The organism is Pseudonocardia hispaniensis (assembly GCF_042658695.1).
GTDB lineage: Bacteria > Actinomycetota > Actinomycetes > Mycobacteriales > Pseudonocardiaceae > Pseudonocardia > Pseudonocardia hispaniensis.
The window spans coordinates 141,631-163,453 of record NZ_JBHSQW010000031.1 but is presented as its reverse complement, the minus strand read 5'-3'; the positions used below and the strand labels follow the sequence as shown (position 1 = coordinate 163,453).

Sequence of the window (21,823 nt, the reverse complement as noted above, 5' to 3'; positions counted from 1 at the left end):
AGGTCCTGCTCACACCCGGGCGAGGACGACCTGCCGACGACCGGTGTGGACGGTTGCGGAGTCGCGCAGGTAGACGGTGACGGTCACACCCGTGCAGACCAGGTAGAAGACCAGGAAGATCCAGAACGCGGGGACCCCGGAGCCGGTGGCCGAGAAGGACTGCCGGAACCCGAGGTTGATCAGCAGTCCACCGACCGCACCGACCGCCGAGATCAGGCCGATCGCCGCACCGGAGATCCGCCGCGCCCACTGCCACGCGGCCTGCTCGGACATGCCGCCGGCGATCCGGTCGAGCGCCTGCCGGTGGAAGATCGCCGGGATCATCTTGTAGGTGGAGCCGTTGCCCAGACCGGAGAAGACGAACAGGAAGATGAACCCGGTGGTGAACAGCGCCAGCGAGTTCGCGATCGAGGCCTGGATGCACAGCATCGTGCTGGCCGCCATCGCCAGGAACATCCACGTGGTCACGAGCGCGCCGCCTGCCCGGTCGGCCAGCCTGCCACCGACCGGACGAACCAGCGAACCGAGCAGCGGGCCGATGAACGTGACGGCGGCGGCCTGCAGCGGAGTGCGCCCGAACTGGGTCTGCAGCACGAGGCCGAACGCGAAGCTGTAGCCCAGGAACGAACCGAACGTGCCGATGTAGAGCAACGCCATGATCGACGTGTGCTTGTCGGTCGCGGCGAGCCCGAACGCCCCGGTGTCGTTGCGCACGCTGGCGATGTTGTCCATGAACAGTGCCGCGCACACCGCGCTGACGACGATCAGCGGGATGTACACCGCGAGCAGCAGCGTCGGGTGCGCGGCGCCGGTCACCGCGATCACCAGCAGCGCGACGAGCTGGATCACCGCCACGCCGAGGTTTCCACCGCCCGCGTTGAGCCCCAGCGCGCCACCCTTGCAGCGCTCGGGGAAGAACGTGTTGATGTTGGTCATCGACGAGGCGAAGTTGCCGCCGCCCAGACCGGCAAGCGCCGCCATCACCACGAACGTCGTGTACGACGTGCCGGGCCGCAGCACGAATGCCGCGGCGATGGTCGGCACCAGCAGCAGCAGTGCGCTGATCACCGTCCAGTTACGCCCACCGAACCGGGCCACCGCGAACGCGTAGGGCAGTCGAAGCAGGGCACCGACCAGCGTCGCCGTCGCGCCGAGAAAGAACTTGCCCGCCGCGTCCACCCCGTATTCAGGGCCCATGAACAGGACGAACACCGACCACAGTGTCCACACCGAGAACCCGACGTGCTCGACGAAGATCGACGCCCAGAGGTTGCGGTTGGCGATCGACCGACCGGTCCGCTGCCAGAACCCGGGGTCCTCGGGGTCCCAGTGCTCGATCCATCGGCCGGTCAGGAGTCCTTGTCGGCGCCCGCTCTGCGATTCGCCGTCTGTTCCGGTCAACGGCCCTCCCTGCTCATCGGTCTGTCGGTGACCGACGGTAGGAACGGCGGGTTACCCGCTCATGGCCGTGTGTGACGGTTGGGAAAATCGGTTCTCAACCTGGATCCGGCCCGGCTGTGCGGGCGCGGCCACCCCGATCGGGCGGCCCGGGTCGTCAGAGCCTGCTGCTGACGAGCCCGGCCGCGTGTTCGAGCCCCGCCAGCGTCTGCGCGGTGCCCTCGGGGTGCTGGGCGTGCAGCGCAAGCCGGTAGAGCATGGCACGCAGCAGCGCCTGCGGCCACTCGTCGAGGTGCGCCCAGCGGTCCAGGATCGCCTCATCGGCTCCGCCCCAGGCCAGGGCGTCGATGACGATCACTGCGGCGGCCCACTCCGCAGGCCGCCAGAACGGGACGAGGTCGAGCACTGCGGGGCCGCGGCTCTCATCGAAAAGGACGGCGCCGAACAGTTCGCCGTGCACGACCTGCGGCACGAGCCGGATCGGCCGCCGGTACGCGGCGAGCTCGGTGAACAGGTCGCCGCCGGTGCGCGGATCGAGGGTGAGCCGCCGCTCGCCGAACGCCGCCGCCGCCGAGTGGGACAGGACGTCGTCGCGGTCGTCGAGCAACCGCGGCCGCCGTACCGCGGCCGTCGCCTCGTGCAGGCGCATCGCCGCCGCGACGACCTCGTCGTGCCAGGGTTCCGCGGTGCCCGGCAGGAAGCGGCAGGCCGCCCAGCCTGCCACGACCCAGCGACCGTCGGAGGACCGCAGCGGGCGGGCGATCCGCACGCCCTCGACCTCCAGGTTCTCCAGGACGCCCGCCGACCAGGCGGCCATCGCGTTGTCGGTCACCGGGCGGATCAGCGCGTCCCCGCACTGCCAGGCCCGCATGCCTGCCCACCCGACCGGGCGGGGCTGATCATCAGCGACCCTGAAGGCCGTCCGGACGTGCTGCGGCAAGGGGTCGCCGAGGCCGGGCGAACCGGTGGAGCGTGTGTGAGCAGCGGTCACGATCTCGCACGGTACCGGCGGTGGCACGGAAGGCACCGCCGCCACGCGGGATCGGCCCGAAGATCCGCCCACCGCCGGTCGGCCGGGCCCTACTCGGCCGTCCCCGCGCCGGCCGGGCGGTTCCCGCCGTACTGCACCGGGGCCGTCCGGTTGTTGCCCGAGGGCGCCCCCTCCGACGCCGCATACCGGGCCGCGACCTCCTGGTCGGCCTGCTGCAACGCGGCATCGGTGTAGGGGCCGGCGAGGCCGCCGGACATGGTGCGAATCGCGGGCCCGGCGATGGCGCTCGGGGCTTGCGCGGGGGCACCGGCGGGGGCCGGTGCCGGTGCCGGTGCCGCAGCGGCGGGGCCGGGCGCCGGCGACTGTGCCTGGGTGCCCGCTGGGGCCGTGCCGGGAGCCGACCCGGAACGCGGGGCGGCCGCCTGCGGGGCGGCGCCCCGCTCCGCCGGTCCCTGGGCGGCGCTCCCGGACCCCCCGGCCGGGGCGCCCACCGCCTCGTTGGCGCCGGCGGCGACGTCGTCGACCGTGCTGGTGACCGTCTCGACCGGTCCGCCGCCACCCCCGCGGTTCTCGGGGTTTGCCCGCCGCTCGCCGGCCTCGTGGCCGGGGCCCCGCGGGTCGGGCGGACCGCTGGTGGCGACCCGTGCGCCCGGTTTGGCCTCCTCCTCGTCGCGTCCGGCGGTCACCTCGGGCCGATGCAGGCTCGACCGGTCGTTCGGGGTGCCCTCACCCCCGCGCGGGTCGTGCGCCAGCGCGAGCACCTCGTTGCTGACCTCGGTGGTCCGGCGGCCGTCGTCGGGCAACGGGGTGTGGGTGGCGCCCTGCACCCCGTCGCTGAGACTGCGCAGCGCCTCGCGTTTCGCATCGCGATGGCGCACCAGCGTGTCGCGCTGCTGTTCCAGGGCGGCGATGACGGCTGCCTGCTCCGGCGTGCGCAGCGCCTCCGGTGGGACATCGCGCAGCGACTTCTCCACCACGGCGAGCCGTTCCTCGGCCCGGCGCAGCTCCTCGACGGCCAGCTCGAGCGAATGGTAGGTGGCCAGCTGCGCCTGCAGGGTCGTCTTCTGCCGCTCCAGCAGGGCTTTGCGCTCCTGCAGCAGACGCACCGGCAGCGGGAGGCCGGAGCGCTGCGCAGCCGGGACCCTGTTCCAGACCTCCTCGGTCTGCGCGATCACGTCGAGCTGCTGGTTGACCGAGGCGAGGGCCACCTGGGCGCGGGCGGCCCAGTCGTCGTTGGTGGCGTAGCCGGGCGCGACCTGCGCGGCGATCCCGGACGCGGGGCGCGCCGGCTCCGAGGCGGTGATCAGATAGCCGCCGACGATCAGCCCGACGGCACCGAACACCGCAACCGCACGGCTGCGACGCGTCAGCCCCTTCCCTGGGACGGCACCGTCGGGCATCGGGTGGCGCGGTGCCCCGTCGACGCGCAGGCACGGCTCGACGGCCGACCGGGACACCGGTGGACCCGGCGGCCCATCGGCGGGACGCAGCCACGGCAGCGCCTCGGCGAGCCGTGCGTCACCTCCCGACTGCGCGGCCGCCCGCCTGGCCTGGCGCGCGGCGACCCGGTGCGCCGCTGTGCAGTACCGCCGCTCCGGACGGCCCGGAATGATCTCGAACGTCGCGTCGCACCCGGGCAGGGCGCATCGCCTCGTACTCTCCTCGATCGCAACGCCCATCGACGCCCACAGCCCCCCGCAGCATCGGTGACAGACCACCGCGGTTGCGGCTCGCGACGCTGCGACGCGACATCCCCGGATCCGTCTCGATCTTCAAGGGGGGACCCTATTGGCCTCAATGGACGTTTGTCACTGCTCCGGGTGGAGCATCGATACTCGCCCGGTCGTCACGGTCCGTGCAGGCCGCGGACGGGCCCGAGCGAGCCTTCGGGCCGGGGCTCAGTAGGTCGGCAAGGTGGGGTCGACCTGGTTGACCCAGGCGAGAACCCCGCCACCCACGTGCACGGCGTCGGCGAAGCCCGCCCGGTGCAGTGCCGCGAGCGCCTCCGCGGAACGACCGCCGGACTTGCAGTGCAGCACGACGGGCTTTCCTTGGGGCAGTTCGGAAAGCGCCTCTCCGGAGAGGATCCGGTCCTTCGGGATGAGGATCGAACCCGGGATGCTGACGATCGCGTACTCGTGCGGCTCGCGGACGTCGATCAACGCGAAGTCCTTGCCCGCGTCCATCATCTCCTTGAGCTCGGTCGCGGTGATCGTGTGACCGGCGGCGGCCGCCTGTGCATCGTCGGACACCACACCGCAGAACGAGTCGTAGTCGATCAATTCGGTGATCGGCGGGGTCTGCGGGTCCTTACGAATCGTGATCGTCCGCCAGGTGCTCTCCAGCGCGTCGTAGGCGACGAGCCTGCCCAGCAGCGGCTCACCGATCCCGGTGATCAGCTTGATCGCCTCGTTGACCATGGTCGAGCCGATGGCCGCGCAGAGCACGCCCAGCACGCCGCCCTCGGCGCAGGAAGGCACCATCCCGGGCGGGGGCGGCTCGGGGTAGAGGTCCCGGTAGTTGAGCCCCTTGCCGTTGGGGGCGTCGTCCCAGAACACCGAGACCTGGCCCTCGAACCGGAAGATCGAGCCCCAGACGTACGGCTTGCCGAGGAGCACAGCCGCGTCGTTGACCAGGTAGCGGGTGGCGAAGTTGTCGGTGCCGTCCAGGATGAGGTCGTAGTCCCGGAAGATGTCCAACGCGTTCTCCGAGGTCAGCCGCACCTGGTGCAGCCGCACCTCGACATACGGGTTGATCTCGGCGATCGAGTCGCGGGCGGACTCGGCCTTCGACCGGCCGATGTCGGACTGGCCGTGGATGACCTGTCGTTGCAGGTTCGACTCGTCGACGACGTCGAACTCGACGATGCCGAGCGTGCCCACGCCCGCCGCGGCCAGATACAGCAGCGCCGGCGAGCCCAGTCCACCCGCGCCGATGACCAGAACCTTGGCGTTCTTCAGCCGCCGCTGGCCTTCCATCCCGACATCGGGGATGATCAGGTGACGGCTGTAGCGCACCACCTCGTCCTTGGTCAGTTCGGCGGCCGGCTCCACGAGCGGCGGTAGCGCCATAGCGATGCTCCTCGGATTGCGTATGCGTCGTCCGACTCCGGCAACGCAGCGGTCACCCAGGATCTTCCCACTCTCCGCACCCGACCGCGTCCCACATCCCCGCCACCGCCACCGCCACCCGTTCCGGGCATTCCATCTGGGCGGTATGCCCTACTCCGGGCAGCATGAGCAGCCGGCCCCGCGGCAGCGACCGGACGGTCCGGTCCGCCAGCCGCGGCGCGACCAGCCGGTCCCGGTCACCCCAGACCACGAGCGTGGGCACGGTCACCCGCCGGGCCACCGACCAGAGCGAACCGTTGCCCGGACGCAGCCACAGCGCGAACAGGCCCAGGCTCGCCTTGGTCACCGCCTCGCTCGCCCACTCCAGTTGAGCGCGGGCCGCCATCTCGGCGGCGGCCTCCTCCAGCCGGTGCTCGAGCGCCAGCGAGGGGTCACCGAAGCACAGCCGCATGACCTGCTCGGCGCGGGTCCGCGGGCTGGTCGCGGCGAGCCGGACGCGGGCGCGGCGCCCGACCCCGGGCAGCATCGCCAACGCCATCCACGGATCGGACATCCGGCGCGGGTCGGGACGGCGATCGGGCATGGCCGGGGAGATCAGCGTGAGGGTGCGCACGAGGTCCGGACGACGGGCCGCGACGGCCAGCGCCACCGCGCCGCCGAGGGAGTTGCCGAGCAGATGCACCGGACGGCCACGACCGGCGAGGAATCCCAGCAGAGCCTCCGTGTGCGCGGCGGGGGTGTACCCCCCGGTGGTCAGGGGGCGCGAGAGACCGAACCCGGGAAGATCGACGGCGAGTCCCGCGGCACGGGTGGCCAGCAGCCCGGCGAGGTCGGTCCAGTTGGTGGCCGACCCGGCGAGCCCGTGGACGTAGACCGCCGCGGGCGCGCCCGCGGCGCCCGGGGTTTCCCGAACGTGCATCGTCACCTCGCCGGAGGTGATCTCCCGGCCCGGCCAGGGCGGCTGGTGCGGGTCGAACGGGCCGAGGCTGGCTGCGTCGGCGAGCGGCGGCGCCGCGCCGGGCGAAGTCAGGGGGACGCGCAGGAGTCGGGCGGGCACCCCCCGAGAATCTCAGAAGACCGATCGTCGCCGCATCGTGTGGGTCCGTCCGGTCAGTGCGCGCAGGAAGAACGCCGCGTTGGCCGGCCGTTCGGCGAGCCGCCGCATGAGATAGCCGTACCACTGCCGGCCGTACGGGACGTATACCCGCACGGTGTGCCCGGCCCCGACCAGCCTGTGCTGCTCATCGGGTCGGACGCCGTAGAGCATCTGGAACTCGACCTCGTCGCGCCCCCGCCCGGTCGCTGCGATCCGGTCGGTGACCGCGTCGACGAGTACCGGGTCGTGGGTGGCGAACATGGGGAGGCACCGCCCGGCGAGCAGGACGTCGGCACAGCGAACGTAGCTGTCGCGCACCTGCCCGACGGTGGTGAACGCGACCGACGGCGGCTCGGCGTAGGCGCCCTTGCACAGCCGTACCCGAGATCCGGGACCGGCCAGCGCGCGACAGTCGTCCTCGGTGCGCCGCAGGTAGGCCTGCAGTACCGCCCCCACCCACGGCCACCGCTCCCGCAGCGAGCGCAGCACGCGCAGCGTGGAGTCGGTCGTGGCGTGGTTCTCGGCATCGAGGGTGACCATGGATCCGGCGGCCGCGGCGGCGGCGCAGATCCGCTCGGCGTGCCCGGCGGCGAGGTCCTCGTCGATGGCCTGGCCCAGGGCGCTGAGCTTGACGCTCACCTCGACCTGCCCGGCGAGGCCCGCGTCGGTCAGCCCGGCCAGGAGTTCGGTGTACGCCTCGACGGCGAGCGCCGCCGCGGCCGGCTCGGTGACGTCCTCGCCGAGATGGTCGAGACTGACCAGACGTCCGGCGCCGACCAGTTCACCGGCGACCCGCAGCGCATCGGCGGTGGTCTCGCCCGCGACGAACCGCTCGACGACCGCCCTGGTCGGCCGCATCCTCGTGATCGCGCTCTTGAGCGCTGCACTGTCCGCAGCGGTCAGGATGGCCCAACGGAGCGGGTTCACCGGCGGATCACGGCCCCGGGGCCGCGGCGGTCGTGGGCCTCAGATGCAGCGTCGCGAACAGCAGTGCCTCCGCGAGCGCCTCGACCCGCTCCTGCCGGGTACGGCGGCGCCGCGTGCTGACCTCGACGACGACGGTGCCACCCGCCTGGGCGAACGAACCCGCGGCCAGCCGCTGGCACACCTCGGCGCAGGGCTGGGTCCCCCGGCCGGGCACCAGATGCTCATCGCGGGAGGCGCCGCTGCCGTCGGCGAGGTGCAGGTGGACGAGGCGCTCACCCATGCGGTCGAGCATCGCGAGCGCGTCGGTGCCCGCGGCGGCCGTATGCGAAAGGTCGAGGGTGAAATGTGGATACGGGTTGCCGCTCGGGTCGAATCCGGGGTCGTACGGATCGACCGAGAGCCCACCGCGAACGACCGGGAACATGTTCTCCACAGCCAGCCGTACGCCGCTGCGCTCATGGGCGCGCGCCGTCTCGCCGGCGAAGAGCCGGGCGTACCGACGCTGCCAGCGGAACGGGGGATGCACGACAACCGTGCTGGCGCCGAGGTCCGCCGCCGCCGCCACGGAACGGCGGATCCGGATCACGGGGTCGGCGCTCCACACCCGCTGGGTGATCGCCAGGCAGGGTGCGTGCACCGCGCGGACCGGGAGGTCGTGCCGGTCGGCCAACCGATGCACGGCCATGATGTCCTGGCTCACCGGGTCGTTCCAGACCATCAACTCGACACCGTCGTAGCCGAGCTCTGCGGCGATCTCGAACGCGGCCGCGACCGGCTCCGGATACACCGACGCGGTCGAGAGTGCGACGGGCGAGACCGGCAGAGCCACCACGGGTCACCGACCGAGCAGCACGAGTATGGCCGGGGACACGGTGAGCAACAGCCCGACCAGCACCGCGAAGATCGTGGTGCGCAGGTCGTCGTTGCGCAGCAAGGTCCGGACACCGAGCACGAGCCCGACGGTGACCAGCACCGCCGCGGCGAGCGCGACGACCGGCAGGTTGAACCACAGGAAGCGGAACCCGACCCACAGGCCCGCACCGGCGAGCGCGCCCGCGATCCACTGCACGATGACCGCTGCCCATGCCCCACCGGTGGACTCGTCCTCTCGGGGACGGCCGAGGCGGCGCGCGGGCTGGATCTCGGTCGGGTCGAGGTCCGGATGCAGCCCGCCCGGCGGGTCGACGTCGGGGGGCAGGCCCGCGGGGTGGTCGTCGTAGGAGTCGAGACGTGCCGCCTGGGTCGGGGGGCCCGGGTCGGCGACGGGCGCGGCGCGGCCGTCGGGCTCGGGGTGGCCGTCGCTGCCGTGGTGGCCGCGGCTGTCCGGGTCGGCGGGGTCGGCCGGCGGGAGCTGGCCACCCGGCGGAAGACCGGTGGTCGCCGTCCCCGGATAGCGGTCGATCGGGCCGGTGAAGTCCTCGACCGATGGCCGGGGGGTGGCGTTCGGGACGTCCCGGACCCGTGGCAGTACCTCGGTGGGGCGCTCGGGCGGGGCCTGGGGAGCGGCGAACCGCGAAGGCGGCTGTTCCGGCGCCCCCACCGAGGGCGGGGCGTGACCGCCGTTGAGCGAGATGCCGTTGGACGGGGACCCCAGGTCCTTCGGGGGGGCCGGAAAAGCCGGGGCGGTGGGCCCAGAGGCCACGGGGGCAGGGGCGATGCTGCCGAGCCTGCGAGCCTGCTCGGCGGCCGGTGGCCGTGGGTCGGGGCCGTCGCCCCGGCCGGTGACGTGGGGTTCGGGCGCCCGCCCCTGGCGCCCGGCGGGCGCGAACGGGTCGAAGGCCGGCGGTGCCGTGCGCAGGTCCGGCGGAGCGGTCCCGTCCGCCTCGTCCTCATCGCGCCGGCGGCGGCGACGGCCGGTCACGGGCCCGCCGTTCTCGGCAAGCAGCTCCGCAACCGTGCGCTGACGCGGCGGGTCGATCTCTGCGCTCATCGGCTACACCGTGCCTCGAACGACGTCAAGGGTCCAAGCGTTCCCGCTGAGTTCTGCGCCGAACGGTCCCTCCCGTCCGTCCCGCTGTGTGCGCCGGGACCACCGGCGGCCACCCGGCGGCCGCGCCTCGGCGGTGCGCCGCAGCGCCACGTCGGGTCGAGCCGCGCGCCGGTCCGCGTCCCGCCTCTCGACCGGCCGCGGCCGTGGGGCCGACGATCCCACCGACCGACGAACGACTGGAGCCACGTCAACTACACCCGGACTCATGCGACCAGGTTACTGTTGAGTTTCGATCTTGTCTCGACCGATCGCGATAGCCCGTAGCACATCGCGCCGACGGCGGGCTCCGTCGAGCGGGCAGCACCCCGGGCCTCCCCCTGCTCCGGACACGTCGTCCACGCGATCGCCGGGCGCGGTTTCAGCCCTCGAACTTGTAGCCGAGGCCGCGGACGGTGACGAGATGCCGGGGCGCCGAGGGATCGGCCTCGACCTTGGAGCGCAGCCGCTTGACGTGCACGTCGAGCGTCTTGGTGTCCCCGACGTAGTCGGCGCCCCATACCCGGTCGATGAGCTGCCCCCTGGTCAGCACCCGGCCCACATTGCGCAGCAGGTACTCGAGCAGGTCGAACTCCTTGAGCGGCAGCGAGACCTCCTCGCCGTTCACGCTCACCACGTGCCGCTCGACATCCATCCGCACCGGGCCCGCCTCGAGCACTCCGGGAAGACCTTCCGCCTCGGAGCCGCCGTCACCGCCACGCCGGAGCACGGCACGTACGCGAGCGATGAGCTCGCGCGCGGAGTAGGGCTTGGTCACGTAGTCGTCGGCGCCGAGTTCGAGCCCGACGACCTTGTCGATCTCGCTGTCCCGCGCCGTCACCATGATCACCGGGACGGTCGAGCGGGAGCGCAGCGCCTTGCACACGTCGGTTCCACTCATCCCGGGCAGCATGAGATCGAGCAGAACGATGTCGGCTCCGTTGCGGTCGAACTCCTCCAGCGCGGCCTGGCCCGTCGTGGCCACCGCCGTGGTGAAGCCCTCCCTGCGCAGCAGGAACGCCAGTGGGTCGGCGAAGGATTCCTCGTCTTCCACGATGAGAACCCTCGTCATTTCAGTCCTCCAGCTCTCTCGGCAGTCCGTGCCGGATCGGGCGATTCCTCGTGCCCGGCACCGGGCAGCGGGTCCTGGTCCACCGCGGCGCGAGCGGGCAGCCGCATGGTGAAGGTGGATCCGGTCCCGGGCCGGCTCCACAGCCGGACCTCGCCCCCGTGGTTGGCGAGCACGTGCTTGACGATGGCCAGCCCCAGCCCGGTGCCGCCGGTGGCCCGCGAGCGAGCGGGATCGACGCGGAAGAAGCGCTCGAACACCCGCTCCTGGTGCTCGGGAGCGATGCCGATGCCACGGTCGGTGACGGCAACCTCGATCACGTCACCCCTACGCCGCCGGGTCACGGACACCGAGGCACCTCGCGGGGAGTAGGCGATCGCATTCTCGACGAGGTTGGACAGCGCGGTGACCAGCAGCGTCCGGTCACCGTCGACCACCAGACCCGACGAGGCGTCGACGGTGATGGCGATTCCGGCGGACTCGGCCGACAGCCGCGATCGGGTCAGCGCCTCGCGCACCACCTCGTCGATCTCAACGGCGGCGAGCTCGGGAAGCCGCTCCGCCCCCGTCAGGCGGGACAGCGCGATCAGCTCGGTGACGAGGTTGCCGAGCCGCGCGGCCTCGTGGAGGATCTTGGACCCGAAGTGGTGGACCTCATCCGGATCGTCGGCCGCATCGAGAACCGCCTCGGCCAGGAGCCCGATCGCACCGACCGGGGTCTTGAGCTCGTGGCTGACATTGGCCACGAAGTCGCGCCGGGTCGCCTCCAACCGGACGGCCTCGGACGTGTCGGCCGCCTCCACCACGGTGAACCCGTCGCCGAGCGGCCGGACCGTGGCCAGCACCGCGGCGGGCTGCCTGCCGCGGTATGCCAGCGGTGAGAGGTCGACGTCCTGTGGCGTCCCCTTCTCCACAACCTGCTGGCAGACCGCCCATGCGCGGGCATCGGGCAGGCCCGAGTGGACGACTCCGAGGTCGGCGGCGCGCGGGTTGTGCAGCACCACATCGCCGGTGTCCGCGAGCACCGCGAGCCCCGCTCCCGAGGAGCGGAACACCCGCTGCAGCAGGGCGCCGAGCGTCGGCGTCCCTTCGTCGTCACGGCGCCGGGAACGGGCGCGGGCCAACTTCCCGCCCCAGACGAGGCCGATCATGAGGCCGAGCACGAGGGCCGCGGCCGCTAGCGCCGAGCAGGCCAGGGCAGTCACGGCGGCATCGTAGGCTTGCGGGGCGCCCCGGCGGCCAGCCCGAACGGCCGGTCGTGACGCTGCCGACTGTCCGGGATGCCACATTTCCGCCGCCGTTTACCATCCGTTTACGCAACGGCGGAGTGCTTCGGCCGCTCAGCGTCCCTGGTTCGCCACCGCCGTGATCGCGGCGGCCGCGGCGTCGGGATCGAGATAGGTGCCGCCCGGGTTGGTGGGGCGCAGTTCGCCGTCGAGGTCGTAGCGCAGCGGAATGCCGGTCGGGATGTTCAGTTCGGCGATGTCGTCGTCGGAGATGCCATCGAGGTGCTTCACCAGTGCGCGCAGCGAGTTGCCGTGCGCGGCGATCAGGACCGTCCGCCCGGCCCGCAGGTCCGGCACGACCGCAGACTCCCAGTACGGCAGGAACCGTGCGACGACATCGGCGAGGCATTCGGTGCGCGGGAGGCTGTCACCGAGGTCCGCATAGCGCGGGTCCCCGTCCTGGGAGAACTCGGAGCCGAGCTCGATCGGCGGTGGCGGGACGGCGTAGGAGCGGCGCCAGAGCATGAACTGCTCCGCGCCGTAGGCCTCCTGGGTCTGCTTCTTGTTCTTGCCTTGCAGCGCACCGTAGTGCCGCTCGTTGAGCCGCCAGTCGCGGCGGACCGGGATCCAGTGCCGGTCGGCCACATCCAGCGCGAGGTTGGCCGTGGAGATCGCCCGGCGGAGGAGGGACGTGTGCACGACATCGGGGAGCAGGCCGGCCTCGCGCATCAGCTCGCCGCCTCGGCGCGCCTCCTTCTCACCGAGCTCGGACAGCGGCACGTCGACCCATCCGGTGAACAGGTTCTCGGCGTTCCACACGCTCTGCCCGTGTCGGAGCAGGACCAGTATTCCCATGGGCCCAGCTTGCCAGCCTCGGTCGGGGCGAGGTGGACCGATCCGGGTCAGCCCGGGGCGGGGTCGGTCACGGGTTCGCAGGCGCCCGGGATCGGGACCGCCCCGGGCGCCGCGGCCAGCCGCGCCAGCGCCGCCTGGCAGATGTCGTGCAGCTGCCCGATCTGCTCGGCGGTCAGCACATCGAACAGGTTCTCGCGGACGCAGTGCACATGACCCGGCGCCGCCGCGGCGAGCACGCTATACCCGACGCTCGTGAGCTCGGCGAGCGTGCTGCGCCCGTCGTCCGGACAGGGCCGACGGCGTACCCACCCGTTGCGTTCGAGCCTGGCCACCGCGTGGGAGAGCCGGCTCTGCGAGCTGTGGGTGATCGAGGCGAGGTCGCTCATCCGCAGCGTACGGTCGGGTACCTCGGAGAGCATCGCCAGGATCCGGTAGTAGGCGTGCGGCATCCCGGCGTCGCGTTGCAGCTGGCGGTCCAGGGCGGCCTCGAGCAGTGACACCATCGCGAGGAACGACAACCAGGCGCGCCGTTCGTCGGAGTCCAGCCAGCGGGTACCACCGTCCACGGCGACCAGCCTACCGAGTTTGCTTGAACCTTCACATATTCGCTTCTACACTCCTCGTTGAAAGCTCAACTTTCTTGGGAGGCTTCGATGCCCATCCAGCGCCTGAACCACGCCGTCCTCTACGTCCGCGACGTCGACCGCAGCGTCGGTTTCTACACCGAGACCCTCGGCTTTCGCACCAAGGTCTCCATCCCCGGCCGGGCCGCCTTCCTGCAGGCCGAGGACTCGACCAACGACCACGACCTCGGCCTGTTCGCGATCGGCGAGAAGGCGGGCGCCTCGCAGGCCGGGCGGGCGACCGTCGGGCTCTACCATCTGGCCTGGGAGGTCGACACCCTCGCCGAGCTCAAGCGCATCGCCGGCGTACTGACCGAGCGCGGCGCGCTCGTCGGCGCCTCCGACCACGGCACCACCAAGGCGCTCTACGCAAAGGACCCGGACGGCATCGAGTTCGAGGTCAGCTGGCTCGTCCCGGCCGACCGGCTCCCGGCGCACGTCGAGATGATCACCGCGCCGCTCGACCTCGATGCCGCGATCGCCGAGTACGGCGCCCAGACCCGCGGTGGAGTGGGGATATCCGTGCCCGCCTCGACGTGAGCCGGGCCCGTGCGCAGTGCAGGTCGGCCCGCAGGACGGGCCGACCCGCGACGTCGGCGGAGTCGAACGGCCAGAACGACCACCAACGCTGTCTCATAGCAACTGCAAGAGACTTGCAAAAGAGTACCGGACTTCGGCCGTCGATGTCGGGACCTCGTGACCCGAAACCCGGGTACCGGGTCCTCCCGGCCGGATGCGCACGAGCGAGGTGGGTCTCCTGCGCCTCTTCCCCACCGGTGGGAGCGCCGTGCCCCGGCCGGGTCCGCGCTCAGCTCCCCCGTGCCACCGGATCGGCGCTGCGCCCGTCCGAGGCCTCAGACCGGAGCCGGCGGCCGAGTGATCGCATCGCCAGGGCGCCCAGCACCGGCCCGGGCGCGAGCAGCAGGAAGGCGTACCGCCAGCCGAGCTGAGCCGCCAGCAGAGGGACGACGTTCATGCTCACGACGGTCAGCAGGAACCCGATCGCGGTCTGGGCGGTCAGCGCGGTACCGACGTAGCGGTGGTCGGCCACCTCACTCAGCGCGGTGGAGAACACGCCGGAGTCCGCGATCACCGCGGCGCCCCACACCAGCAGCACGGGGAGAAGGACGACCATCGGCGCCCCGTAGATCAGCGGCGACACCAGGCAGCAGGCGCCGCTGACCACCAGCGCCGCCGCGGCCACCGGAGCGCGGCCATACCGGTCCGCCCCCACCCCTCCCACGAGGCAGCCGACCGCTCCCGCGCCACCGATCACGACGAACGCGATCAGGCCGAGCGACGCCTGCGGTGGCCCCACCGCGCCGCTGTCTGCCCGGCTGGCGAGCAGGAAGGCCGGCAGCCACGTCCACAGGGCGTAGAGCTCCCACATGTGGCCGAAGTACCCCAGGTTCGCCAGCCGGGGGCCACGCTCCCGGAACATCTCGATCGCGTACCGGGGGTGCAGACGCGCACCCGTCACGCCGATATGCGGCCCCTGCCGCACCAGGAGCCCGGCCACCGCCGCGGCGACCACCCCCAGCGCGGCGGCGGCGAACAGGACGGCGTGCCACGGCAGCCTGCCGAACCCGTTGATCAGATGGGGCAACGCTGAGCCCAGGGTGAGCGCGCCGACCAGGACACCCAGCGCCTGCCCCCTGCCCGACGCCCCGAACCAGGACGCCATCAGCTTCATGCCCACGGGATAGATCCCGGCGAGGAACGCGCCGGTGAGCAGGCGGAGCGCCACCGCGGTCGCGAACCCATCGGCGAGGGCCGGAACGGCCGCGGTGCTCGCCGCCGCGGCGAGTGCGCTACCCGCGGTGACGTACTGGGGCGGGACGCGATCCGGCAGGTTGAGCAGGGTCGAGGCGGCCGCTCCGATGACGAATCCGACCTGCACCGAGGCCGTCAGCCACACCGCCTGAAGGTCACCGATGTGCCAGGCCTCGCGCAGGGCGGGCACGACCGCGGAGGCGGAGAACCACATGGCCATGCCCAGCACCTGCACCGTCGCGATAAGTCCAAGTTGGACATGACGATGTCCGAGCGTCATCGGCTGCTCCGTCGCCTTTCGTGCGGTCGACTCCCGCCGGAACGCCACGACGAGAGCCCGGTGCGGCAGGGGCGCGGCCGCGCGGTGTGCAGGCGGCGCCCCTGCGTGCGGATCGGCTACCTGAGGGTGGTCGTGACGGGGACCGGGTTGGCGATCGTGTCGCGGATGGGCGAGTGCTGCTCGACGGCCTTGATCAGATCTTCCAGCTCGGCGCGGGTGGCCGTGGGGCTGACCAGCGACACCTCGATGTTGATGCTCTCGGCACCGGGGCGGGCCTGCGGATCGACCCCGAGGAAACCAGCCAGGTTGAGGTGGAAGTCCGTCTCGATCGTGAAGCTGTCGAGTTCGATCTCCCGCAGAGCCGCGAGCGAGGTGATCGTGACCGCATAGCAACCGACGAGGGCCTGCAGCAGGTACTCGGCCGGGGAGGTCGCCGTGTCCTCGCCACCCAGGCTGACCGGCTCGTCGACCCGGAACGTGAACCGCCCGGACCGGGCTTGCTCGGTCTGCCCGGCTTGGGTCAGCGGACCGGTCCGGCCGTCAACGGCCAGGCCGCCGGCGGAGACACCCGAGACCCGGAAGACGGTATGCCCGAGGCTCGGGTTGCCACGAACCGCCTCGGCGTTGTCCCGCAATCCTTTCGCGTCGGCGTAGGGACGGGTGCTACCGACCGTGTTCGCTGTGGTCATGATCGTTCCTTTCGGTGCTCCTGCGCGGCATCGCATGTCATGCGGCGCAGTGGTGGAGGGAAGTGCTCGCCGCACCCCGATATCTACCAACTAGTTGGTAGGCATGGGGCGGATTCGGGTTCGGGCGGGATGTCATCGAGTCAGTGCCGCTCAGGCACGGAGCCTGGCGAGCGTGGTCGAGACGACCTCGTCGAAGAACTCGGCGTCGGCCATGGACCGGGCCACGATCAACGCCCCCTGGAATGAGGAAAAGATGGACCGGGCCGACCGGGCGGGATCGACGTCGGCCCGCACCTCCGCCCGAGCCGCCCCCTCTTCCAGGATTCGCGTCAGCCACCCGATGCTGGCGGCGAAGAACCGGTCGACCTCCGCCCGGACCCGCCCCGGGATCGCATCGGCCTCGGCGGCCAGCGCGCCGCACGGGCAGATCAACCCGTGCGGCAGATCGGCGCGGTAGAGCGTCGCGTAACGCTCCAGCTTGTCGAACGTGTCGACACCGTCCCGGCCGATCCGCTCCATCGAGGCCAATGACTCTGCCCGCCAGGAACTGACCAGCTCCGCCCCGAGGTCCTCCTTGGTGGGGAAATGGTAGTGGATGCTCGCCTTCCTGATCTTCACGGCGGCGGCCAGGTCGGCGTAGCTGAACGCGGAGTACCCACGGCTGCGCACGAGTTCGGTTGCCGCGTCCAGCAGCCTGGTTCTGGTATCCGCCACGCGCCGAAGACTACCTTCCAGAAGGTAGGCAGACAACCCTCGGCAGATGTCGATCTTCGATCATTCGTGTGTTGGCCGCTCGCTCGTCGTACGCGAGGATTCGCTGACCACCGCGGTCGAGGAGTCCACCGGCTGCTGCAATCGCGTGGTCGAGCCCGTCGACGATCGGGCGGCACGCAGTCGAGACGCAGCTCGGGAGGAGGACGGCACTCGATGAGTGACCATTCTGGGATGACGGCGGCGAGCGGCCGGCGATGGCGGGTTCCGATGCTGCCTCGGGACACGGAGGAACCTCATCGCGCCGCGACCCCCTTGGAGCTGCTGTTCGACCTGACGTTCGTCGTGGCGGTCGCCGCCGCGGCGGCGCAGCTCGCCCATGCCGTCGTCGAGAACCACGCGGCGGCGGGCTTGCTCGGCTACCTGATGGTGTTCTTCGCGATCTGGTGGGCGTGGATGAACTTCACCTGGTTCGCCTCCGCCTACGACTGCGACGACACGCCCTACCGCCTGCTGACCCTGCTGCAGATGGGCGGGGTGCTCGTGCTCGCGGTGGGCGTCCCGGCCGCCTTCAACGACAAGAACTTCACCGCGGTGACGATCGGCTACGTGATCATGCGCGTGGCCATGCTGGTGCAGTGGTTGCGCGCGGCGCGCAACGATCCGGCGCACCGGGCGACCGCCCACCGGTACGCGCTCGGCACCGCCGCGGTGCAGGTCGGGTGGCTCCTGCGGCTGGCACTGCCGGAGACCGCGGGGTTCATCGGGTTCCTGGTCCTCGTCGTCGCGGAGCTTGCGGTGCCCTTCCTGGCCGAACGGCACAGCGGCACGCCGTGGCACCCCCACCACATCGCGGAGCGCTACGGGCTGTTCACCATCATCGTGCTGGGCGAGAGCGTCCTGGCCGCCTCCCGCGCGCTCGCCCCGGCCGTTGCGGCGGGCGTCAACCGCGACACCGTCCTCGTCGGCGGCGGTGGCCTGATCCTGCTGTTCGCCTGTTGGTGGCTGTACTTCCTCGCGCCGGCCGGCACGGGGCTGACCCGGCACCGCGAGCTGTCGTTCTGGTGGGGGTACGGCCACTACGGGATCTTCGCCGCGCTCGCGGCCCTCGGGGCGGGCCTGGAGGTGGTGGCGGAGACACTGACTCACCCCATCGCCGCGCCGGCCGGCGTCGCGGGGTTCGCCATCGCCGTCCCCGTCAGCGTCTACCTGCTGCTCGTGTGGGCGCTGCACGCGCCGCTGGAGGCGGCGCCCACCGAGAAGCTCGGCTACGTCCTGGCCGCCTGCGTCCTCCTGGGCGGGATCGGCGCCGCGACCGCGGTCGGGCTCGCCCTGCCCTGGGCGGTCGTCGCCATGAGCGGCCCGGTCTGGGCAGTCGTCGCGCTGCGGGTGGCCGCCGACCACCGCCACGCCCGGCGCGCAGCCGCCGCGGCGTGAGCGCTGCGGCCGGTCCACGGCGCGGGGCCGGTAGAGGCGGCGGGTCCAGCTCACGGCGTCGGCGGGTGGATGTCCGGCGAGGATGCTCATGCAGGCGATCTCGACCCGACGACCGGACCGGGCCAGCCGGTAGGCCTTGACGATGCTCGCGGCGGCGCGAGCGCTGTCGCGGGGGACATCGGGCTCCGCTCCTGCGGTCCGTTTCCGGTCCCGCGATCATGCACGCGACCGCTGAGTCGACCTCAGGCCAGGCGTCCTACCGGCATGAGCATCCAGCCGATCATCACAACGGCGGGCCTGGAACGCCTGGTCCGCTTCTACTGCGACGTGTTCGACGCGACGGAGTCGATGCGGTACCCGAAGGAGGGCGACACGTTCTACGCCGTCCTCCAGATCGGGACGTCGGAGCTCGGCATCGTTGCGAGAGCCGACGCCCCCACCGGCCCGCAACGCCTCCTCATCAGCATCGGCGTCGACGACGTCGATGCAGCTCTCGACCGCGTCGAACGGTTCGGCGGCACGGGCGCCGCGGCGAAGGACATGCCGTGGGGCCAGCGAGTTGCGCACATCCAGGATCCGGATGGGAACACGGTCAACCTCACCCAGCAGCTCTAGCTGCCGGAAACGCCGACCGCCTCCGCGCCTCCCCTGCGCTCTGCGGGCGAGCATCGTGAGCGATTGTCAACTACCGGGTTGTGACGTCCTCGGGTCGGACCGGGTGAGACCGGCTTGGAGGTCACGGATGATCATGCCGAGTTGGCCCGATGCGAGGAGCCCCGGCCCGAGCGGGCCTGACCGGTTCTCGCCGACAGGCGGCAGCGACCGCAGTGCAGCCCGAACCTCCGCGGTCATGTGGGTGAGCTGCCAGCGGATCTCGTCATCGGCGGCTTCTGGCCGGTCGGGAGCCGCCAGGCTGACGGCCTTGACGGCATACGCGGCGGCGCCCAATGCGTGCGCGCCCATATGGCACACGGCTACGGCTTGACCGGCGGCTCGGGCAGCGGCAGCTGCCGCGGGAGCCTTCACCTCGTCAGCAGGCACACCGCCGGTGAATCGACGGCGGATCTCCTCGGCGGTATCCAGCTCTCCGCGGGCGAACGCCCGGGTGCGGGCGATGGCAGCGCGAGGACGGTCATCAGTTGGGGCCGCTGCCTCGAACAGCCCCAGAACTCGCTCAGCGCAGGCGGCGGCCCACAGGGCGACACGACGTCGGTCGGCCTCACTCAGCGTCTGCGGAGATCTCACGACCCGACCCTACGTACCGGCCAGACACCGCGTCGTTCCAGGAAGTGGCCACGGGGATTCCTCGGGGTGGATCGATGTCACCCCACCGACGGGTCGGCGGCGCCTCTCCGAGCACAGCGGTACCGCACCGGGCGAGACGACGGAGGCCCCGGCCGTCCACAGCGAACAATCCACTGTGGAGGCCGAGGCCCCCTCGCGTTCCGTACCGGCCCCGTGGATGAAGCTCCGGCCCCTCACCGCCACCCGAACCCGGCCCGGGAACCGTTTGCACCGGTCACGGCGCCGTTTCTGCCGGTCGAGCCGATCAGCGTGCGCTGGTCTCCCGGGCGCGCAGGTCCTTGCGCAGGATCTTGCCCGACGCGGACTTGGGCACCGCGTCGATGAACTCGACGACGCGGACCTTCTTGTGCGGGGCGATCCGCTCCGCCACGAAGGCCATCACGTCGTCCTCGGTGAGGGTGGCCCCCGGCTGCCGGACGACGAACGCCTTGGGCACCTCCTCACCCTCGGCGTCGCGGACCCCGATGACGGCGGCGTCGGCAATCTTGTCGTTGGTCAGCAGCAGTGCCTCCAGTTCGGCGGGCGGCACCTGGTAGCCCTTGTACTTGATCAGTTCCTTGACCCGGTCGACGATCGTGAACACCCCGTCCTCGGTGACCACGGCCACGTCTCCGGTGTGCAGGAAACCCTCGGCGTCCAGCGTCTCCGCGGTGGCCTCCGGGTTGTTCAGGTAGCCGGTCATGACGTTCGGCCCTCGGCACCACAGCTCCCCGCGCTCACCGGGTCCGACCTCCTCGCCCGTTCCGGGGTCGACCAGCTTGCACTCCATGTTCGGCACCAGGTAGCCGACGCTGTTGAGATCGATTCCCGAGCGGTCGTCCGGAATGCAGTGGCTCACCGGGCTCATCTCGGTCATGCCGTAGCCCTGCAACACCCGGCAGCCCAGCCGCTTCGCGACCGCGTGGCCGAGCTCGGCGTCCAGGGGCGCGGCCCCGGAGAGGATCACCTCGACGCAGGAGAGGTCGTAGGCGTCGACCAGCGGATGTTTGGCCAGCGCGACGGCGACCGGCGGGGCGATGAAGACGAGCTGGATCTTGTGGGTGGAAATGATCCGGAGGAACTCCTCCAGATCGAACTTGGGCATCGTGATCACGGTCGACCGGGCGAGCAGGCCGTGGTTCATCATCACCGTCATGCCGTAGATGTGGAAGAACGGCAACACGGCCAGCAGCCGCGTCTCCGGGGTGACGTGCAGCAACGGCCCGATCTGCAGCAGGTTCGCCACCAGGTTGCGGTGGGTCAGCACGACACCCTTGGCCTTGCCGGTGGTACCCGAGGAGTACGGGAGCACGGCGATGTCGGTCGCGGTGACGGTGAGGGCGGGCGGTTCGGCGGTCGTGGCCAGCAGGTCGGCCAGCGAGGTGTGACCCTCGGCCGGGTCCATCGTGATGACCGCGTCGGGCCCCAGCCCGGCCTGCTCGGCAGCGGCGGTCGCCCGGTCGAGGAACGGCGAGATCGTGATCAGCAGTTTGGCTGAGGAGTCGACGAGCTGGTGGGCCAGCTCACGGGCAGTGTAGAGCGAGTTCGCGCTGGTCACGATGGCGTTGGCGCGCAGAACCCCGTGGAAGACGGCCACCCAGTACGGGGTGTTCGGCGCGAACAGCCCCACCACGTCCCCGGCACCGATGCCCCGCTCGGCCAGCGCCGCCGCGATCTTCACGACCATTCCGTGCAGCTGGGCGAAGGTCAGCGACGCGCCCGAGCTGCCGTCGATCAGGGCCGGGGCGTCGGCACGGTCCCCGAAACCATCAGCGAACAGAAACTCGAACAGCGAGACGTCCGGAATCTCGACCTCTGGATACGAGCTGCGGATGGTCATCAATGCTCCCTCACGACCGACAGATGCGACTCCGGCAACGACCCGGGGCCGCGATCATTTAATCGCGGATTCGGACCGTGATGGTGAAACCACCGCACCCTTGACGCAGGGTGACCGAGCGGCTGCGCTCGGATCATCCTTCGTCGGCCTCCTGCCACGTCGGCAGTGTGAGAACGGTGCGCATCCGGCCGAGCTGGTCGCGGTGCAACGCGCTGAGCCGACCCAGGACCTGCTCCCCCTGCTCGGTCAGCACCACCTGGACCGCGCGCGCATCCTGCGGATGCGCCACCCGATCCACAAGCCCCTTTCCGTGCGCCCGGTCGACCAGCTCCACGGTGCTGTGGTGGCGCAGCTGGAGGCGATCGGCCAGCTCCCCGACCGTCGCCCACTCCCGCCCGGGGAACCCCTTGAGCGCCAGCAGGAGCTGGTACTGCTGGGGGGTGAGACCGTGGTGCCGCACCGTCTCCTCGCTGAACCGCAGGTATCGGCGGATCCCGAAGCGGAACTCGGCCAACGCCTCGAAGTCGCGTTTGGTCAGCGGCGCCGTCTCCGGCCGCCCCTCCTGCGCCGTCACCGGAACATCAGAC

The 21,823-nt window shown here is 71.4% G+C and carries 22 protein-coding genes; 4 read left to right on the top strand and 18 right to left on the bottom strand.

Annotated features, from left to right (window positions below; genetic code table 11):
* Window positions 1–9 precede the first annotated feature (9 nt).
* The 12 genes from ACFQE5_RS15000 to ACFQE5_RS14945 form a co-directional block, all read right to left on the bottom strand.
* Window positions 10–1,401, bottom strand: coding sequence for a nitrate/nitrite transporter (locus ACFQE5_RS15000; protein WP_379585589.1), 1,392 nt, complete (start codon window positions 1,399–1,401; stop codon window positions 10–12).
* A 154-nt stretch (window positions 1,402–1,555) separates the two neighbouring features.
* Window positions 1,556–2,338 carry a TIGR02569 family protein gene (locus tag ACFQE5_RS14995; RefSeq protein WP_379585708.1) on the bottom strand — a complete coding sequence of 261 codons (783 nt, stop codon included), beginning with the start codon at window positions 2,336–2,338 and terminating at the stop codon, window positions 1,556–1,558.
* Between the two features lie 140 nt (window positions 2,339–2,478).
* A complete protein-coding gene (locus ACFQE5_RS14990) occupies window positions 2,479–4,068 on the bottom strand; it encodes a hypothetical protein (protein WP_379585588.1) in 1,590 nt (529 codons plus the stop codon).
* Window positions 4,069–4,287: 219 nt separating this feature from the next.
* Window positions 4,288–5,460, bottom strand: a complete 1,173-nt coding sequence (gene moeZ, locus ACFQE5_RS14985; RefSeq protein ID WP_379585587.1) for an adenylyltransferase/sulfurtransferase MoeZ — start codon at window positions 5,458–5,460, stop codon at window positions 4,288–4,290.
* Between the two features lie 52 nt (window positions 5,461–5,512).
* Window positions 5,513–6,517: an alpha/beta fold hydrolase gene (locus ACFQE5_RS14980; RefSeq protein ID WP_379585586.1), complete on the bottom strand. Its 1,005-nt coding sequence runs from the start codon at window positions 6,515–6,517 to the stop codon at window positions 5,513–5,515.
* Between the two features lie 12 nt (window positions 6,518–6,529).
* A complete protein-coding gene (locus ACFQE5_RS14975; protein WP_379585585.1) occupies window positions 6,530–7,414 on the bottom strand; it encodes a proline dehydrogenase family protein in 885 nt (294 codons plus the stop codon).
* 76 nt (window positions 7,415–7,490) lie between these two features.
* The gene (locus ACFQE5_RS14970) at window positions 7,491–8,312 is read right to left on the bottom strand and encodes a sugar phosphate isomerase/epimerase family protein (RefSeq protein WP_449301277.1); all 822 of its coding nucleotides are present in this window, start codon (window positions 8,310–8,312) and stop codon (window positions 7,491–7,493) included.
* A gap of 6 nt (window positions 8,313–8,318) precedes the next feature.
* A complete protein-coding gene (locus ACFQE5_RS14965) occupies window positions 8,319–9,413 on the bottom strand; it encodes a hypothetical protein (protein WP_379585583.1) in 1,095 nt (364 codons plus the stop codon).
* Window positions 9,414–9,831: 418 nt separating this feature from the next.
* Window positions 9,832–10,521, bottom strand: coding sequence for a response regulator (locus ACFQE5_RS14960; RefSeq protein WP_379585582.1), 690 nt, complete (start codon window positions 10,519–10,521; stop codon window positions 9,832–9,834).
* On the bottom strand, window positions 10,518–11,669 hold the full coding sequence (locus tag ACFQE5_RS14955) for a sensor histidine kinase (RefSeq protein ID WP_379585706.1): 1,152 nt from the start codon (window positions 11,667–11,669) through the stop codon (window positions 10,518–10,520). The genes ACFQE5_RS14960 and ACFQE5_RS14955 overlap by 4 nt, the downstream gene beginning before the upstream one ends.
* Before the next feature lie 189 nt (window positions 11,670–11,858).
* A complete protein-coding gene (locus ACFQE5_RS14950) occupies window positions 11,859–12,599 on the bottom strand; it encodes a phosphoglyceromutase (protein ID WP_379585581.1) in 741 nt (246 codons plus the stop codon).
* A gap of 47 nt (window positions 12,600–12,646) precedes the next feature.
* Window positions 12,647–13,165, bottom strand: a complete 519-nt coding sequence (locus ACFQE5_RS14945) for a MarR family winged helix-turn-helix transcriptional regulator (protein WP_379585580.1) — start codon at window positions 13,163–13,165, stop codon at window positions 12,647–12,649.
* Between the two features lie 87 nt (window positions 13,166–13,252).
* Between ACFQE5_RS14945 and ACFQE5_RS14940 the strand changes: the two genes are divergently transcribed.
* Window positions 13,253–13,762 (top strand): VOC family protein, encoded by a 510-nt coding sequence (locus tag ACFQE5_RS14940; RefSeq protein ID WP_379585579.1) that lies wholly within the window; start codon window positions 13,253–13,255, stop codon window positions 13,760–13,762.
* A gap of 268 nt (window positions 13,763–14,030) precedes the next feature.
* Here ACFQE5_RS14940 and ACFQE5_RS14935 read toward each other — a convergent pair whose 3' ends face one another.
* The 3 genes from ACFQE5_RS14935 to ACFQE5_RS14925 all read right to left on the bottom strand — a co-directional run bounded on the left by ACFQE5_RS14935 (window position 14,031) and on the right by ACFQE5_RS14925 (window position 16,678).
* A complete protein-coding gene (locus ACFQE5_RS14935) occupies window positions 14,031–15,275 on the bottom strand; it encodes an MFS transporter (RefSeq protein WP_379585578.1) in 1,245 nt (414 codons plus the stop codon).
* Window positions 15,276–15,391: 116 nt separating this feature from the next.
* The gene (locus ACFQE5_RS14930) at window positions 15,392–15,964 is read right to left on the bottom strand and encodes an OsmC family protein (RefSeq protein WP_379585577.1); all 573 of its coding nucleotides are present in this window, start codon (window positions 15,962–15,964) and stop codon (window positions 15,392–15,394) included.
* A gap of 150 nt (window positions 15,965–16,114) precedes the next feature.
* The gene (locus ACFQE5_RS14925) at window positions 16,115–16,678 is read right to left on the bottom strand and encodes a TetR/AcrR family transcriptional regulator (RefSeq protein WP_379585576.1); all 564 of its coding nucleotides are present in this window, start codon (window positions 16,676–16,678) and stop codon (window positions 16,115–16,117) included.
* A gap of 46 nt (window positions 16,679–16,724) precedes the next feature.
* On the opposite strand from ACFQE5_RS14925, the gene ACFQE5_RS14920 reads away from it, so the two are divergent.
* The 3 genes from ACFQE5_RS14920 to ACFQE5_RS14910 all read left to right on the top strand — a co-directional run bounded on the left by ACFQE5_RS14920 (window position 16,725) and on the right by ACFQE5_RS14910 (window position 18,727).
* Window positions 16,725–16,895: a hypothetical protein gene (locus tag ACFQE5_RS14920; RefSeq protein WP_379585574.1), complete on the top strand. Its 171-nt coding sequence runs from the start codon at window positions 16,725–16,727 to the stop codon at window positions 16,893–16,895.
* Entirely contained in the window at window positions 16,892–18,112 is a 1,221-nt protein-coding gene (locus tag ACFQE5_RS14915; RefSeq protein WP_379585573.1) for a low temperature requirement protein A, read from the top strand. The genes ACFQE5_RS14920 and ACFQE5_RS14915 overlap by 4 nt, the downstream gene beginning before the upstream one ends.
* A gap of 264 nt (window positions 18,113–18,376) precedes the next feature.
* Window positions 18,377–18,727, top strand: a complete 351-nt coding sequence (locus tag ACFQE5_RS14910; RefSeq protein WP_379585571.1) for a VOC family protein — start codon at window positions 18,377–18,379, stop codon at window positions 18,725–18,727.
* A gap of 66 nt (window positions 18,728–18,793) precedes the next feature.
* On the opposite strand, the gene ACFQE5_RS14905 is transcribed toward ACFQE5_RS14910, so the two are convergent.
* The 3 genes from ACFQE5_RS14905 to ACFQE5_RS14895 form a co-directional block, all read right to left on the bottom strand.
* Entirely contained in the window at window positions 18,794–19,357 is a 564-nt protein-coding gene (locus tag ACFQE5_RS14905; protein ID WP_379585570.1) for a putative immunity protein, read from the bottom strand.
* Between the two features lie 304 nt (window positions 19,358–19,661).
* Window positions 19,662–21,236 carry an AMP-binding protein gene (locus tag ACFQE5_RS14900; protein WP_379585569.1) on the bottom strand — a complete coding sequence of 525 codons (1,575 nt, stop codon included), beginning with the start codon at window positions 21,234–21,236 and terminating at the stop codon, window positions 19,662–19,664.
* Window positions 21,237–21,369: 133 nt separating this feature from the next.
* Window positions 21,370–21,810, bottom strand: a complete 441-nt coding sequence (locus ACFQE5_RS14895) for a MarR family winged helix-turn-helix transcriptional regulator (RefSeq protein ID WP_379585567.1) — start codon at window positions 21,808–21,810, stop codon at window positions 21,370–21,372.
* Between the last annotated feature and the right edge of the window lie 13 nt (window positions 21,811–21,823).

What these genes read in the sequence shown, in the direction of transcription:
- ACFQE5_RS14900 (WP_379585569.1), bottom strand. Translation starts at nt 21,236, where the DNA reads ATGACCATCCGCAGCTCGTATCCAGAGGTCGAGATTCCGGACGTCTCG.
- ACFQE5_RS14930 (WP_379585577.1), bottom strand. Translation starts at nt 15,964, where the DNA reads ATGACCACAGCGAACACGGTCGGTAGCACCCGTCCCTACGCCGACGCG.
- moeZ (WP_379585587.1), bottom strand. Translation starts at nt 5,460, where the DNA reads ATGGCGCTACCGCCGCTCGTGGAGCCGGCCGCCGAACTGACCAAGGAC.
- ACFQE5_RS14910 (WP_379585571.1), top strand. Translation starts at nt 18,377, where the DNA reads ATGAGCATCCAGCCGATCATCACAACGGCGGGCCTGGAACGCCTGGTC.
- ACFQE5_RS14950 (WP_379585581.1), bottom strand. Translation starts at nt 12,599, where the DNA reads ATGGGAATACTGGTCCTGCTCCGACACGGGCAGAGCGTGTGGAACGCC.
- ACFQE5_RS14935 (WP_379585578.1), bottom strand. Translation starts at nt 15,275, where the DNA reads ATGACGCTCGGACATCGTCATGTCCAACTTGGACTTATCGCGACGGTG.
- ACFQE5_RS14920 (WP_379585574.1), top strand. Translation starts at nt 16,725, where the DNA reads ATGTCGATCTTCGATCATTCGTGTGTTGGCCGCTCGCTCGTCGTACGC.
- ACFQE5_RS14915 (WP_379585573.1), top strand. Translation starts at nt 16,892, where the DNA reads ATGAGTGACCATTCTGGGATGACGGCGGCGAGCGGCCGGCGATGGCGG.
- ACFQE5_RS14975 (WP_379585585.1), bottom strand. Translation starts at nt 7,414, where the DNA reads ATGCGGCCGACCAGGGCGGTCGTCGAGCGGTTCGTCGCGGGCGAGACC.
- ACFQE5_RS14965 (WP_379585583.1), bottom strand. Translation starts at nt 9,413, where the DNA reads ATGAGCGCAGAGATCGACCCGCCGCGTCAGCGCACGGTTGCGGAGCTG.
- ACFQE5_RS14960 (WP_379585582.1), bottom strand. Translation starts at nt 10,521, where the DNA reads ATGACGAGGGTTCTCATCGTGGAAGACGAGGAATCCTTCGCCGACCCA.
- ACFQE5_RS14955 (WP_379585706.1), bottom strand. Translation starts at nt 11,669, where the DNA reads ATGATCGGCCTCGTCTGGGGCGGGAAGTTGGCCCGCGCCCGTTCCCGG.
- ACFQE5_RS14990 (WP_379585588.1), bottom strand. Translation starts at nt 4,068, where the DNA reads ATGGGCGTTGCGATCGAGGAGAGTACGAGGCGATGCGCCCTGCCCGGG.
- ACFQE5_RS14940 (WP_379585579.1), top strand. Translation starts at nt 13,253, where the DNA reads ATGCCCATCCAGCGCCTGAACCACGCCGTCCTCTACGTCCGCGACGTC.